This window comes from Variovorax sp. YR752 (assembly GCF_943372545.1).
Genome location: NZ_CALRZC010000230.1, coordinates 1 through 12,985 on the forward strand (window position 1 = coordinate 1; position 12,985 = coordinate 12,985).

Annotated in this window: 13 protein-coding genes and 1 pseudogene; 5 read left to right on the forward strand and 9 right to left on the reverse strand. The window is 69.3% G+C overall.

Annotated features, from left to right (window positions below):
- Positions 1-406, reverse strand: a 406-nt coding sequence (locus AAG801_RS34030) for a hypothetical protein (RefSeq protein WP_341892387.1), incomplete at its 3' end; no start/stop codon positions are given.
- Positions 397-1,821 (reverse strand): wax ester/triacylglycerol synthase family O-acyltransferase, encoded by a 1,425-nt coding sequence (locus tag AAG801_RS34035; RefSeq protein WP_341892388.1) that lies wholly within the window; start codon positions 1,819-1,821, stop codon positions 397-399. The genes AAG801_RS34030 and AAG801_RS34035, both read right to left, overlap by 10 nt.
- A gap of 93 nt (positions 1,822-1,914) precedes the next feature.
- On the opposite strand from AAG801_RS34035, the gene AAG801_RS34040 reads away from it, so the two are divergent.
- Positions 1,915-2,172, forward strand: coding sequence for an acyl-CoA-binding protein (locus AAG801_RS34040; protein ID WP_341892389.1), 258 nt, complete (start codon positions 1,915-1,917; stop codon positions 2,170-2,172).
- A 90-nt stretch (positions 2,173-2,262) separates the two neighbouring features.
- On the opposite strand, the gene AAG801_RS34045 is transcribed toward AAG801_RS34040, so the two are convergent.
- Genes AAG801_RS34045 through AAG801_RS34055 form a run of 3 tightly spaced genes read right to left on the reverse strand, consistent with a single transcriptional unit; the run spans position 2,263 to position 5,726 of the window.
- Complete coding sequence (locus AAG801_RS34045) at positions 2,263-2,595, reverse strand: polyhydroxyalkanoic acid system family protein (RefSeq protein WP_341892390.1); 333 nt, start codon at positions 2,593-2,595, stop codon at positions 2,263-2,265.
- Positions 2,596-2,598: 3 nt separating this feature from the next.
- On the reverse strand, positions 2,599-3,672 hold the full coding sequence (locus AAG801_RS34050) for an aminopeptidase (RefSeq protein WP_341892399.1): 1,074 nt from the start codon (positions 3,670-3,672) through the stop codon (positions 2,599-2,601).
- Positions 3,673-3,686: 14 nt separating this feature from the next.
- Positions 3,687-5,726, reverse strand: coding sequence for a molybdopterin oxidoreductase family protein (locus AAG801_RS34055; protein WP_341892391.1), 2,040 nt, complete (start codon positions 5,724-5,726; stop codon positions 3,687-3,689).
- Positions 5,727-5,905: 179 nt separating this feature from the next.
- Here AAG801_RS34055 and AAG801_RS34060 point away from each other — a divergent pair, with 179 nt between their 5' ends.
- The 4 genes from AAG801_RS34060 to AAG801_RS34075 all read left to right on the forward strand — a co-directional run bounded on the left by AAG801_RS34060 (position 5,906) and on the right by AAG801_RS34075 (position 10,591).
- Positions 5,906-7,030, forward strand: coding sequence for an ABC transporter substrate-binding protein (locus AAG801_RS34060; protein ID WP_341892392.1), 1,125 nt, complete (start codon positions 5,906-5,908; stop codon positions 7,028-7,030).
- Positions 7,031-7,064: 34 nt separating this feature from the next.
- Positions 7,065-8,198: an ABC transporter substrate-binding protein gene (locus tag AAG801_RS34065; RefSeq protein ID WP_341892393.1), complete on the forward strand. Its 1,134-nt coding sequence runs from the start codon at positions 7,065-7,067 to the stop codon at positions 8,196-8,198.
- Positions 8,199-8,300: 102 nt separating this feature from the next.
- On the forward strand, positions 8,301-9,494 hold the full coding sequence (locus AAG801_RS34070; protein ID WP_341892394.1) for a M20 aminoacylase family protein: 1,194 nt from the start codon (positions 8,301-8,303) through the stop codon (positions 9,492-9,494).
- Between the two features lie 2 nt (positions 9,495-9,496).
- Positions 9,497-10,591: a M14 family metallopeptidase gene (locus AAG801_RS34075; RefSeq protein ID WP_341892395.1), complete on the forward strand. Its 1,095-nt coding sequence runs from the start codon at positions 9,497-9,499 to the stop codon at positions 10,589-10,591.
- 6 nt (positions 10,592-10,597) lie between these two features.
- On the opposite strand, the gene AAG801_RS34080 is transcribed toward AAG801_RS34075, so the two are convergent.
- The 4 genes and pseudogenes from AAG801_RS34080 to AAG801_RS34095 all read right to left on the reverse strand — a co-directional run.
- The gene (locus AAG801_RS34080) at positions 10,598-10,999 is read right to left on the reverse strand and encodes a ribbon-helix-helix domain-containing protein (RefSeq protein ID WP_341892396.1); all 402 of its coding nucleotides are present in this window, start codon (positions 10,997-10,999) and stop codon (positions 10,598-10,600) included.
- Positions 11,000-11,033: 34 nt separating this feature from the next.
- Complete coding sequence (locus AAG801_RS34085; protein ID WP_341892397.1) at positions 11,034-11,609, reverse strand: DJ-1/PfpI family protein; 576 nt, start codon at positions 11,607-11,609, stop codon at positions 11,034-11,036.
- Positions 11,610-11,680: 71 nt separating this feature from the next.
- The gene (locus AAG801_RS34090; RefSeq protein ID WP_341892398.1) at positions 11,681-12,310 is read right to left on the reverse strand and encodes an HAD family phosphatase; all 630 of its coding nucleotides are present in this window, start codon (positions 12,308-12,310) and stop codon (positions 11,681-11,683) included.
- A pseudogene (locus AAG801_RS34095) lies at positions 12,307-12,985 on the reverse strand (glucose-6-phosphate isomerase); the annotation flags it as partial. The gene AAG801_RS34090 and the pseudogene AAG801_RS34095, both read right to left, overlap by 4 nt.

Sequence of the window (12,985 nt, forward strand, 5' to 3'; positions counted from 1 at the left end):
CCGGGCGCGGCGCCGCCGCCACGCCGCGGCCGTAGCGCACCACGCCCTGTGCATCGGCGACGCGCATGCTCTGCAGCTGAGGCAGCAAGGTCAGTTGCTGGTCGAGCAGGGCCTCGACGCGCGCCGGATCGAGGGTTCCGGCGGCGCCGAGGTCCTGTTCGAGGTCGAACACGACGTTGCGCAGGCCGACATCGACACGATCGATCTCGGCCTCGACGCTCTGCGCCAGCGCCGCGGCGAGGTTGTCGGTGGCGACTTCGGCGCGCTCGAGGAAGTTGCGCCGGCTCGCCGCCTGGGACACGATCACCAGGCCGACGACGAAGGTGATCAGCAGCAGGTTGAACCACAGCAGTCGCATGCCGGTGCCGGCACGCGCCACGGCGGCGGTCGCGCGCTTCAGTTCCAAGGCAGCATCAGCGTCAGCAGCAGCAGCTTCTCGAACTCCGGCTCGAATCGCGCGATGATCTTCTGCGGCTCGGGGCACAGGCCGGCATCGGTGATCAACCCGAACTGCACGCCGCCGCCGTAGGTCAGGATGCTCACGCCCATGCCCACGTCACCGGAGGCCGGCACCCAGAACATCGTCTGGCGCAGTGTCGAGCCGCACAGCTTCAGCGGCTTGGCCGGGCCGGGCACGTTGGTCATCACCGCCGTCGTCTTCTTCGCGAACATGCCCAGCAGCGCGTCCTGCACCGGCTTGATCAGCAAGCCAGCCACGGCCAGCACCGCGAAGGCGAGCAAGGGCTGGTAGCTGCCCTTGAGTTCGCTCATGCGCCGGCGCACCGCGTAGACACGCTCGACCGGATTGTCGATGCCGATCGGCAGCACCAGCGGCGCCAGGCCGAAGCGGTTGCCGAGCTTCCAGGCCTCGTCGAGCGGGCGCAGGTTGACCGGCACCATCGCACGGATCTCCTTGCCGGCGGGATCGTTGCCCTGCTCGCGCAGGTAGGCGCCGATCGCCCCAGCCACGCAGGCCAGCAGCACGTCGTTGATCGAGCAGCCCAGGCCCTTGCCGATCGCCTTGACCGTCTCCAGCGGCATCGGCTCGCTCCAGGCGACGACCTTCCTGCCGATCGGCTTGCCCTTGAGCGTCGTCGGCGAGTCGTCCGGCATGATGGCCAGCGCGGCGACGTCGCTGATCACCTGGTAGCCCACGCGCGCCATGTCCAGCGAGCCGAGCAGCGGCTGCTGCGGGTGCGCCAGCATGTCCATCGACCTGGCCACGCCGCTGCCGTACATGCCGATCGCCTTGATGGTGATGTCGGTCAGCGGCTTGAGCACCGCCTCGGACAGCCAGTCCTCCTCGTGCGCCTCGTCCGGCTGCTCGCGCTTCCTGCGCTGCGGCGGGTCCATGCCGCCGTCGGTGATCGACATCATCACCGAGATCAGCGCGATGCCGTCGCCGATGCAGTGGTGCACACGGGCGATCAGCGCGCTGCCGCCGTCGTAGTGCTCGACCAGGTGGAACTGCCACAGCGGGCGGTTGGGGTCCAGCGGCGTGGTGGCGAGTTCGCCGGCGCGCGCCTGCAGCGATTCGCGCACCGATCGGCCGCTGCGCCGCTCGAGCACTTCGCGCACCACGTGGTGGTGGAGGTCGAAGTGCGCATCCTCGACCCAGGTGGCGCCCATCGCGTCCTGCACCACCTTCTGGCGGAAGCGTTCGTACTTGAGCAGCTTGTCCTGCACACGCTGGCACAGCGCCTCGTAGCTGATGCCGGGCTCGAGCAGCCAGATGCCGACGATCATCATGAGATTGACGTCGTTGTCCATGCGCAGCCACGCGGTGTCCACGCGCGACATGCGCTCGGCGGATTGCGACATCGGGAATCTCCTCGTGGCGTTCTTGGGGTGGGCCAAGATGCTGGGTAACATCGGCACCGTCAATGGCGATTTTCACCCACAGGAGACGCTCTCATGGCCGACCTCAAGAAGACGTTCGAGCAGGCGGTGGCCGACTCGAAGAACCTGCCCGAGAAACCCGACAACCAGACGCTGCTGAAGATCTACTCGCTCTACAAGCAGGCGACCGCCGGCGACGTCGAGGGCAAGCGCCCGGGCTTCACCGACATGGTCGGCCGCGCCAAGTGGGATGCCTGGAACGAGCTGAAGGGCAAGTCGGCCGACGAGGCGATGCAGGAATACGTCGACCTGATCGAAGGCCTGAAGGAATAGCCTGCCCCTCGGCCGACGAGTACGCCGGCCGGTCCCCCGCGGGAACGCGCGGGCCGGCTCGGGGCGGCCCGGCGCTCGGCCCGCCAGCGACTACTTCTTCTTCGGGGCGGCCTTCTTCGCGGCCGCCTTGCTGCCCTTGGCCAGCAGCGCATCGAGGTTCTTCTCGATCTCGCCCTCGATCGTCTTGCTGAAGGCACCGAGCAGGAAGCCCAGCTTGGCATCGAGGTCGAAGTGGTCGGCCGCCACGATCAGGCGGCCGTTCACGCCGGAGCGCGTGAACTCCACCGTGTCGCTGGTCTCGCCCTCGAGCACGGTGCACTCCATGTCGAACTTCTTCTCCACCTCCTCGGCCCATTGCCAGGCGATCTCGCGTGCCTTGGCCAGGCCGAGCGCGTGCTTGCGCTGGATGCGGATGTCGGGCATGGATCAGTCTCCTGTCTGTGAAAGCGCGGCACGGCGTTCGGCCTTGGGCAGGGCGGCCAGGCGCCGCACCTCGGCGTAGAAGCGTTCGAAGTCCCCGCCGCTGCGCTGGAACAGCCGCTCGAAGTCGGGCACCAGCGCGTTGTAGGCGGCGAGCACGCCGAACGAGGCATTGTTGGCGCGCGCGAACCAGCCGTCATAGCCGGAAAACCCGGCCCATCGCTCGCGCTTCATCGTCTCGTACTCGGCACGCAGTTCGGCCATCAGCGCCGCCTTGCGCTCGCGCTTCTCGGCCTCGCTGGCCGCCGAGCGATACAGCGTGTCGAGCTTGCCGCGCCAGGCCATCGTCAACGCGCGGAAGTCCTGGCGGCGGCCGTCGAAGCTCGTGTACTCCTCGCGCGCCTGTGGCGAGGCATGCCTCGCCAGCCAGCGCGCACCGCCGATGCGCTCGACGGCGGTGGCGAAGGACTCGTTGAACTCGGTGTCGTCAGCGGCGTAGGCGATCTGGTGCGACAGTTCGTGGAAGATCAGCCGCGCCAGTTCACCTTCCGGCCAGTGGATGAAGGTGCTGAGCAGCGGGTCCGACATCCAGCCGCCGGGCAGGCGGCCGAGCGTCGAGTAGGCCGGCACGCCGTAGACGCTGACCTCGAGCTTGTCTTCGCGCAATGCGGTGGCATAACTGTCCGCCTCGGTGCGATCGAAGTAGCCGCGGTAGCCGGCGCAGCCCACGATCGGATAGCACCAGGTCCTGAGCTGCAGACTCAGCTCGGGCGCGGCGACCACGTTCCACACCGCGGCCGGGCGCTTCAGGTCGGCGAAGCGGCGATAGCTGGCGTTGTCGGGCAGCTTCAGTTCGCTGACCGCGAAGTCGCGCATGCGCTGGCTGAGCGCCAAGCGCTCCTTCAATGCCGCCTCGGCCTGCGCATCGCCGATCACCTCGGGCACCGGCCGCGCGGCGCGCAGCAGCGACAGGTGGCCGCCGACCGACTGCGCGTAGTAGCCGATCGAGCTGCAGCCGCTGGTCAGGCAGACACTCGCCGCTGCCAGCGCGAGCGTGCCGATCAGCCCCAGGCCGGCCATCAGCGCCCAGCGCCTCACGACACCCGCGGGGCCACGTCCACCAGGCAGTCGTAGAACGACGGCGCGCGGCCGATGTCGGTCAGCCGCTGGTGGGTGAGCTCGTTGACGTTGGTGCCCTCGCGCCCCAGCTTGCGCCACCACACGCCGAGGCCGTTGACCACGCCGGGCCGGGCGCGCTCGCTGACGCGGGCGGTGCAGACATAGCTGCCGCGGTCGTTGAACACACGCACCACCGCGCCGTCGGCAATGCCGCGCGCCGCGGCGTCGGCTTCGTGAATCTCGACGATCGGTTCGCCCTCGATGTCGCGCAGGCTCTTCACGTTGACGAAGCTGCTGTTGAGGAAGTTGCGCGCCGGCGGCGAGATCATCGCCAGCGGGTAGCGGCTCGCCAGCTCAGGCGTGCTCCGTGCGGACTCGTGGTTGGGCACGTTATCGGGCACGCCCAGCCCCGGCGCGTCGATCAGGCACTTGCCGGATGGCGTCGGGAAGCCGCCGTCGGCGAACGGCGCCTCCGGCAAAGGCAGCTTCACCCAGCCGTCGCGGCGCAACGTGGTGAAGTCGATCTCGCCAGTGAAGGCCTGTCGCGCCAGCGCCTCGTCGTCGTCGCGGAAGCAGGCGTCGTCGAAGCCCATCGCCGCGGCCAGCTCGCGGAAGATCTGCGTGTTCGGCTTCGCCTGACCCAGCGGTGCCACTGCCGGCTCGTTGAGCATCGCGTAGGTGTGGCCGTAGCTGGTGTGCAGGTCGAGGTGCTCGAGCTGCGTGGTGGCCGGCAGCACGTAGTCGGCGTGGTCGGCGGTGTCGGTCATGAAGTGTTCGAGCACCACGGTGAAGAGGTCGTCGCGCGCGAAACCCTTGACCACCTTGGGCGACTCCGGCGCCACCGCCACCGGGTTGCTGTTGTAGACGACCAGCGCTTCGATCTTCGGGCCGAAGGCCGACGAACTCTCGCGCAGCAGGTCGTCGCCGATCGTGCTCATGTTGATCGTGCGCGGGCGGCGGGCGCCGAGCAGGTCGGGCCGCTGCAGCGCCGCGTCGTTGCGGAAGCGCTTGAACCAGCCCGAGGCCGACAGCAGCATGCCGCCGGCCGCATCACGCCAGGCGCCGACCAGGCAGGGCAGGATGGCCACCAGCCGCACCGCGTTGCCACCGCCGTGCACACGCTGCATGCCGTAGTTCAGGCGGATCGCCGCCGGCTTGGTGGTGCCGTAGTCGCGCGCCAGCTGGCGCACCTCGTCGGCCGTGATGCCGCAGACCTCGGCGGTGCGTTCGGCCGTCCAGGCCATCGCCCGCTCGCGCAGCGCCGGCCAGCCTTCGGTGTGGCGCGCGATGTAGTCGTGGTCCAGCCAGTCGTTGACGATCAGCTCGCGCATCAGGCCGAGTGCCAGCGCGCCGTCGGTGCCGGGCAGCAGCGCGATGTGCTGGTGGCACTTGTCGGCCGTCTCGGTCTTGCGCGGGTCGATGCAGATCAGCTTCGCGCCCTTGCGCTTGGCGGCCTGCGCGAAGGTCCAGAAGTGGAGGTTCGAGGCGATCGAGTTGCTGCCCCAGATCAGGATCAGCTGGCTGTCCGCATAGTGCGCCAGGTGCATGCCGACCTTGCCGCCGTAGGTGGCGGCCAGCGCATCGCCACCCGCGCTGGCGCAGATGGTGCGGTCGAGCAGCGAGGCGCCGAGCCGGTGGAAGAAGCGCGCCGCCATGCTCTCGCCCTGCAGCAGACCCATGGTGCCGGCGTAGCTGTACGGAACGATGGCCTGGGGATCCTTCGCAGCGATGGCCTGCAGCCGGGTGGCGATGTCAGCCAGCGCGGCGTCCCACCCAACCGGCTCGAAGCGCCCGCTGCCCTTCGGGCCGACTCGCCGCAATGGCTGCAGCACACGCTCGGCGTGGTAGGTGCGCTCGGGGTAGCGCGACACCTTGGTACACAGCGCGCCGTGCGTGGGCGGGTGATCGGGGTCGCCCTGCACTTTCACCGCCCGGCCATCGTGCACGGTGACACGGATGGCACAGGTGTCGGGGCAGTCGTGCGGGCAGGCGGCACGGACGAACGGCAGATTCATGCGCGAACTATTGCACAGCGAACTTGTGAACACACCGACTTAGTGACAGATCACCGCGTCACGGAATGGCCATCGCCGTATTCTCCGCGCCAGCGCAAAGAACCGTCGGGGCTCGACCGGGCCGCCGCACACGAAGCGGTTTGGCATGTCGAAGCCCGCATGCATCGTTGGAGTACCTCATGAACCGTCGTGACGCGATCCGTCGCGTGGCCGCCACTGGCGCCACTCTCGCCCTGCCCGCCTGGGCACAGTCTTCCCGCATCGTGCTCGGCCAGTCGGCCGCGTTCAGTGGCCCCGCGGCGCAGCTGGGCATCCAGATGAACAAGGGCGCGAAGATCTTCATCGACCAGCTCAACGCCAGCGGCGGCGTGAACGGCCAGACGGTCGAACTGCGCACCCTGGACGACGGCTACGAGCCCGACCGCTGCAAGGCCAACACCGAGAAGCTGATCAAGGAAGATGTGTTCGCGCTGCTCGGCTACGTCGGCACGCCGACCTGCGTGGCCGCGCTGCCGCTGATCAACGAAGCGAAGATCCCCTTCTTCGGCCCGTTCACCGGTGCCGAGGTGCTGCGCGACCCGTTCAGCAAGTGGGTGTTCCACCTGCGCGCCTCGTACTACGACGAGACCGGACTGATCGTGAAGCAGCTGACCTCGCTGGGGCTGAAGAAGATCGCCGTGTTCTACCAGGACGACGCCTACGGCAAGGCCGGCCTCGAGGGCGTCAAGCGCGCGCTCAAGCCCCAGGGGCTGGAGCCCATCGCGCTGGGCACGGTGCAGCGCAACACGGTGGACGTGGCCAAGGCCGTGGCCGACATCGTCGCCAAGCAGCCCGACGCCGTGGTGCAGATCAGCGCCTACAAGTCCTGCGCCGCGTTCATCCGCGAGGCGCGCAAGGCCGGCTACGGCGGCACCTTCTACAACGTGTCCTTCGTCGGCACGCAGGCGCTGGCCGACGAGCTCGGCCGCGAGGGCCGCGGCATCATGGTCAGCCAGGTGATGCCCTTCCCCTTCTCGACCACCACGCCGATCTCGCGCGAGTACCTCGACGCGGTGGCCAAGGCCGGCCCGGACGCGCAGCCGAACTACTCGAGCATGGAAGGCTACCTGTCGGCCAAGGTGTTCATCGAGGGCCTGCGCCGCGCCAGCCGCAACCCGTCGCGCGAGGCGCTGGTCACTGGGCTGGAGTCGATCCAGAACGCGAACTTCGGCGGCTTCCGCGTCGATTTCAGCACCAAGGACCACGTGGCCTCGAGCTTCGTCGACCTGTCGATGCTGACCGAGGACGGCAAGGTCCGCCGCTGATCACATGTCCCGCGTGGCGGGCGAAGGAGCATCGATGAACCGTCGCCAGATCCTGCGCCATGCCGGCGGCCTCGGCGCCGCCTGGGTGGCCAGCCCGCTATGGGCGCAGTCGTCGGGCCGCATCGTGCTCGGCCAGTCGGCGGCGCTGTCGGGGCCTGCGGCCGCGCTGGGCACGCAGTTCCGCCTCGGCGCGATGCTGTACTTCGACAGGTTCAACGCCAGGGGCGGCGTCAACGGCCGCACCATCGAACTGCAGAGCCTGGACGACGGCTACGAGCCCGACCGCTGCGCCGAAAACACGAAGAAGCTGATCGACGGCGGCGCGTTCGCGCTGTTCGGCTACATCGGCACGCCCACCAGCCTGGCGGCGCTGCCGCTGGCCACGCAGGCCAGGGTGCCGTTCTTCGCGCCGTTCACCGGCGCCGAGGCGCTGCGCGCACCCTTCAACCGCTACGCCTTCCACGTGCGCGGCTCGTACTTCGACGAGACCGGCGAGATCGTCAAGCAGAGCACCGCCATCGGCATCAAGCGCATCGGCGTGTTCCACCAGAACGACAGCTATGGCAAGGCCGGCCTGGACGGCGTGGTCCGGGCGCTCAAGCCGCTGGGGCTGGAGCCTGCCGGCCTGGGCACCGTGGAGCGCAACACCGTCGACGTCGACGCGGCGGTGAAGTCCATCCTGGCCGGCAAACCCGACGCGATCGTGCAGATCAGCGCCTACAAGTCCTGCGCCGCGTTCATCCGCGCGGCGCGCAAGGCCGGCTTCGGCGGCACCTTCTACAACGTCTCCTTCGTCGGCACCAAGGCGCTGGCCGACGAACTCCAGCAGGACGCGCGCGGCGTCGTGGTCAGCCAGGTGATGCCCTTCCCGTACGCGCCTGTCTCGCCGCTGTCCGGCGAGTACCTTGCGGCGGGCAAGGCGGCGCTGGGCGACAAGTTCGAGCCCAACTACAGCAGCATGGAAGGCTATGTGGCGGCGAAGACCTTCGCCGAGGGCCTGAAGCGCGCCGGCGGCGCGGGCACGACAGACGCGCTCATCGGCGGCCTGGAGTCGCTGCGCGAACTCAACCTCGGCGGCTTCTATGTCGACTTCGCGCCGAACAAGCACACCGGCTCCAAGTACGTGGACCTGACCATCCTGACCGCCGACGGCCACGTGCGGCGCTGAGCGGGACAGCGCGGCGGCCGGGCCGCCGCGGGGCAGCTTCGCCGGTCGAAGGGTTGTCGTCCCGGCAGTAAGATCCGCCCGGACCCAGCGCCGGAGCGCCCGATGAAGTTGATCGAATCCATCCTCGCCGACGCGGCGAGCATTGCGGCCGTTCGCCGCGACATCCACGCCCACCCCGAGCTGTGCTTCGAGGAGGTTCGCACCTCCGACGTGATCGCGAAGCAGCTCACCGACTGGAACATCCCGATCCACCGCGGCCTGGGCAAGACCGGCGTGGTGGCGATCCTGAAGAACGGCTCGAGCGATCGCGCCGTCGGCCTGCGTGCCGACATTGACGCGCTGCCGATGACCGAGCACAACCACTTCGCACACGCCAGCCAGCACCCCGGCAAGATGCACGCCTGCGGCCACGACGGCCACACCGCGATGCTGCTCGGCGCGGCCAAGCACCTGGCCAAGCACCGCAACTTCGACGGCACCGTCTACCTGATCTTCCAGCCCGCCGAGGAAGGCGGCGGCGGCGCACGCGAGATGATCCGCGACGGCCTGTTCGAGAAGTTCCCGATGGAAGCCGTGTTCGGCGCGCACAACTGGCCCGGCATGGCGGCCGGGCAGTTCGCGCTGAAGACCGGCCCCTGCTTCGCCTCGAGCAACGAGTTCCGCATCGTCATCCGTGGCAAGGGCGCCCATGCCGCGATGCCGCACAACGGCATCGACCCGGTGCCGGTGGCCTGCCAGATGGTGCAGGCCTTCCAGACCATCATCACGCGCAACAAGCGGCCGATCGACGCCGGCGTGATCTCGGTGACCATGATCCACACCGGCGAGGCCACCAACGTGGTGCCCGACAGCTGCGAGATCCAGGGCACGGTGCGCACCTTCACGCTGGAGGTGCTCGACCTCATCGAGCAGCGCATGAAAGCCATCGCCGAGCACACCTGCGCGGCCTTCGGCACCGAGTGCGAGTTCGAGTTCGCGCGCAACTACCCGCCGACGATCAACCACCCGGCCGAGACCGGGTTCGTGCGCGGCGTGCTCGGCGACATGGTCGGCACGGCCAACGTGCAGGAATTCGAGCCGACCATGGGCGCCGAGGACTTCAGCTACTTCCTGCTCGAGAAGCCCGGCTGCTACTTCCTGATCGGCAACGGCGACGGCAGCCACCGCGAAGGCGGCCACGGCCTGGGCCCGTGCATGCTGCACAACCCCAGCTACGACTTCAATGACGAGCTGATCCCGCTGGGCGCGACGATGTGGGTGCGGCTGGCCGAGGCCTGGCTGGCCCAGCGGCGCTGAGCATGTCCGCCGCCGCGCATTTCGCCGACAGCTACGCGCAGGCGCGGCGCCTGTTCGTCGACGCGGCCGAGGCGGCTGGCCTGGACGTCGAGAGCCACGTCCACCCGCTGCTCGGCCGCGACGGCGAGGCACTGGCCATGGACGTGGTGCTCGAGGGCGCCAAGGACGCCGACGCGCTGCTGATCCTCAGCAGCGGCTGCCATGGCATCGAAGGTTTCTGCGGCTCGGGGGTGCAGCATGCGCTGCTCGCCGATCCATCGTGGCACCGGCTGCTGCGCGACTCGGGCGTCGCCGTGCTCTACGTGCACGCGCTCAACCCTCACGGCTTCTCATGGTGGCGGCGCACCACGCAGGAGAACGTCGACCTCAACCGCAACTTCCACGACTTTTCGCAGCCGCTGCCGGCCAACCCGGCCTACGACGAACTGGCCGCGCTGATCGTGCCGGCGCACTGGCCGCCTTCGGCCGAAGTCGATGCAGCGATCGCGCGCTATATCGCGACGAATGGCATGCGTGGTTTCCAGCAGGCGGTCACCAGCGGCCAGCACGAGCACCCGGAAGGCATCTTCTACGGCGGCCGCAATCCGACCTGGAGCAACGTGACGCTGCGCCATGTGCTGCAGTCGCACGGCCAGCATTGCGCGCGGCTGGGCTGGATCGACCTGCACACCGGCCTGGGGCCTAGCGGCGTCGGCGAGCGCATCTTCGCCGGCCGCGACGACGCGCTCGTGCTGGCCCGCGCGCGTGCCTGGTGGGGCGAAGGCCTGACCTCGATCTACGACGGCAGCTCGACCTCGGCGAAGCTGACCGGGCTGATGTGGATGTCGGCCGAGCAGGAGTGCCCGCAGGCCGAGTGCACCGGCATGGCACTCGAGTACGGCACGGTGCCCATCACCGAGGTGCTGGACGCGCTGCGCGCCGACCAGTGGCTGGAGAACCACCCCGAGGCGGACGACGCTCAGCGCAGCGCCATCAAGCAGCGCATGCGCGACGCCTTCTACACCGACACCGAGCCCTGGAAGGAAGCCGTGCTCGCGCAGGCCTTCGATGCCGCGCGACAGGCCGTGGCCGGCTTGTGCCTGGCAGCCTCGCGCTGAACCGCCTCAGTTCAGCGTGCGCCGGTCACCCGGCAGCGCCGCGCGGCCTGCGCCGATGGCACGCGGCCTCTGCGCCTCGCCGTCGAGCACGTGCCGCGCATCCAGGCTGCGGATCGGAATCGCTGCATCGCGCGGGATCAACCCCTGCGCAATCAGGTTCTCGTAGCGCAGCGCGCAGACGCGCAGGAAGGACGAGAAGTTGCCCACCGCGCCACGCTCGGTGACCAGTTCGTCGTACAGCTTGCCGGCCAGCTGCGCGACGCTCATGCCGTCGCGCCGGGCGATCTCCTCGAGCACCGCCCAGTGCAGGTTCTCCAGCCGGATGCTGGTGACCACGCCGTGCAGGCGCACCGAGCGCGTGCGGCTCTCGTAGCTGGCGGGGTCGGCACTGATGAAGATCTTGCACATGGCGGTGCTCCTCGGCGCGTCGCGCAGCAGGATGCTACAGGCTGATGCGCGTGCCGAGCACGGCCAGGAACTGGCCGATCCACGCCGGGTGCGCCGGCCAGGCCGGGGCCGTGACGAGCTTGCCGTCGGTCACCGCGGCGTCGATCGCGATGCCCATGTACTCGGCACCCGCCAGCTCCACCTCGACCTGGCAGGCCGGGTAGGCGCTGAGCCTGCGGCCCTTGATCAGGCCGGTGGCGGCGAGCAGCTGCGCACCGTGGCAGATGGACGCCACCGGTTTGTCGGCGGCAAGGAAGTGCCGCGTGATCTCGATGACACGCGCGTTCATGCGCAGGTACTCCGGCGCGCGGCCGCCCGGCACGACCAGGGCATCGTATCGGGCCGGGTCGATCTCCGCGAAGCTGGCGTTGAGCGTGAAGCGGTGGCCCGGCTTCTCGCTGTAGGTCTGCTGGCCCTCGAAGTCGTGGATCGCCGTCATCACGTAGTCGCCGGCCTTCTTGTCGGGCGCCACGGCATGCACGGTGTGGCCCACGGCCTGCAGGGCCTGGAAGGGCACCATCACCTCGTAGTCCTCGCCGAAGTCGCCGCACAGCATCAGGATCTTGCTCATCGCTCGTCTCTCCGTTCAGGGGGGTCGAGCGAAGATTCTGGCCAGCGCGCGGCGGCCCGGGTAGTAGCGGCTTATCGATCGCCTGGTGGTTTCCCCGCAGCGGCATCCAGCGCGGCGCGGCACTGCTGCGGGTTGATGAACTGCAGCGCCTGCCAGCCGGCCGCGTGCGCCGCCTCGACGTTGTGCGCCACGTCGTCGATGAACAGCGTGTTCGCCGGGTCGAGGCCGTGCTGCCGCACGCAGTGCGCGAAGATCTCCGGCTCCGGCTTGCACAGCCCGGCGCGCGCCGAGAACACGCCGCCGCGGAACAGGCCGAGGAAGTCGTGCGTCGCCTCGAGGTGCCGCGCGTAGGGCTCGGGCATGTTGGACAGGAAGTACAGCGGCCGCCCGGCCGCGTGCAGTTCACGCAGCAGCGCGACCGTGCCGGGAATCGGCGTCAGCTCGGCCGGCACGCCGTCGATGACGCGCCGGGTCTCCTCGACCGTCAGCCCGGTGCGCGCCGCGATGCGCTCGGCCAGCGGCCCGGGCTCGACGGTGCCGCGGTCGAAGTCGCCCCAGTCGCCGCTGTAGCCCTGGAAGAAGTCGGCCACCAGGCGCTGCGCCGCCGCCTCGTCGGGCACGCGGTGCGGCAGCAGGCGCGCCAGCAGTTCCGGCGGCTTCCAGTTGAACAGCACGCCGCCGAAGTCGAAGACGATGGTCACGACTTCAGGCGCGCCAGCAGCCCGGCCGTGGAGGCGTCGAGCCCGCTCGTGTCGCCCGAGGCCAGCCGCGGCAGCAGGTCGTTGCACAGCGCCTTGCCCAGCTCCACGCCCCACTGGTCGAAGCTGTTGATGCCCCACAGCGCGCCGCTGGTGAAGACGCGGTGCTCGTACAGCGCGATCAGCGCACCCAGCGAGCGCGGCGTCAGCTTGTCCAGCATCAGCGTGGTGCTCGGCCGGTTGCCGGGGAAGGTGCGGTGCTTCGCGACCGTGCTCGCGTCCAGCTGCTTCGAGGCCGTCGGCGCGGTCTCGCCCAGCGCCTGTTCGGTCGTCTTGCCCAGCATCAGCGCCTGCGATTGCGCCAGGCCGTTGGCCAGCAGCTTGGTGTGCAGGTCGGCCAGCGGATGCGTCGGTGTCTTCACCAGGATGAACTCCACCGGGATCACGTCGGTGCCCTGGTGCAGCATCTGGAAGTAGGCGTGCTGGCCGTTGGTGCCCGGTTCGCCCCAGACCACCGGGCTGGTGCCGAAGGGCAGCGGCTGCCCGTCGAGGTCGACCCGCTTGCCGTTGCTCTCCATCTCGAGCTGCTGCAGGTAGGCCGGCAGGCGCCGCAGGCCCTGGTGGTAGGGCGCGACGCTGCGGCTGGTGAAGCCGTGGAAGTTGCGGTACCAGACGTCG

Coding starts and splice junctions, on each gene's coding strand:
- AAG801_RS34085 (WP_341892397.1), bottom strand. CDS start 11,609: ATGAGCAAGATCCTGATGCTGTGCGGCGACTTCGGCGAGGACTACGAG.
- AAG801_RS34080 (WP_341892396.1), bottom strand. CDS start 10,999: ATGTGCAAGATCTTCATCAGTGCCGACCCCGCCAGCTACGAGAGCCGC.
- AAG801_RS34050 (WP_341892399.1), bottom strand. CDS start 3,672: ATGGCCGGCCTGGGGCTGATCGGCACGCTCGCGCTGGCAGCGGCGAGT.
- AAG801_RS34065 (WP_341892393.1), top strand. CDS start 7,065: ATGAACCGTCGCCAGATCCTGCGCCATGCCGGCGGCCTCGGCGCCGCC.
- AAG801_RS34070 (WP_341892394.1), top strand. CDS start 8,301: ATGAAGTTGATCGAATCCATCCTCGCCGACGCGGCGAGCATTGCGGCC.
- AAG801_RS34045 (WP_341892390.1), bottom strand. CDS start 2,595: ATGCCCGACATCCGCATCCAGCGCAAGCACGCGCTCGGCCTGGCCAAG.
- AAG801_RS34060 (WP_341892392.1), top strand. CDS start 5,906: ATGAACCGTCGTGACGCGATCCGTCGCGTGGCCGCCACTGGCGCCACT.
- AAG801_RS34055 (WP_341892391.1), bottom strand. CDS start 5,726: ATGAATCTGCCGTTCGTCCGTGCCGCCTGCCCGCACGACTGCCCCGAC.
- AAG801_RS34075 (WP_341892395.1), top strand. CDS start 9,497: ATGTCCGCCGCCGCGCATTTCGCCGACAGCTACGCGCAGGCGCGGCGC.
- AAG801_RS34040 (WP_341892389.1), top strand. CDS start 1,915: ATGGCCGACCTCAAGAAGACGTTCGAGCAGGCGGTGGCCGACTCGAAG.
- AAG801_RS34035 (WP_341892388.1), bottom strand. CDS start 1,821: ATGTCGCAATCCGCCGAGCGCATGTCGCGCGTGGACACCGCGTGGCTG.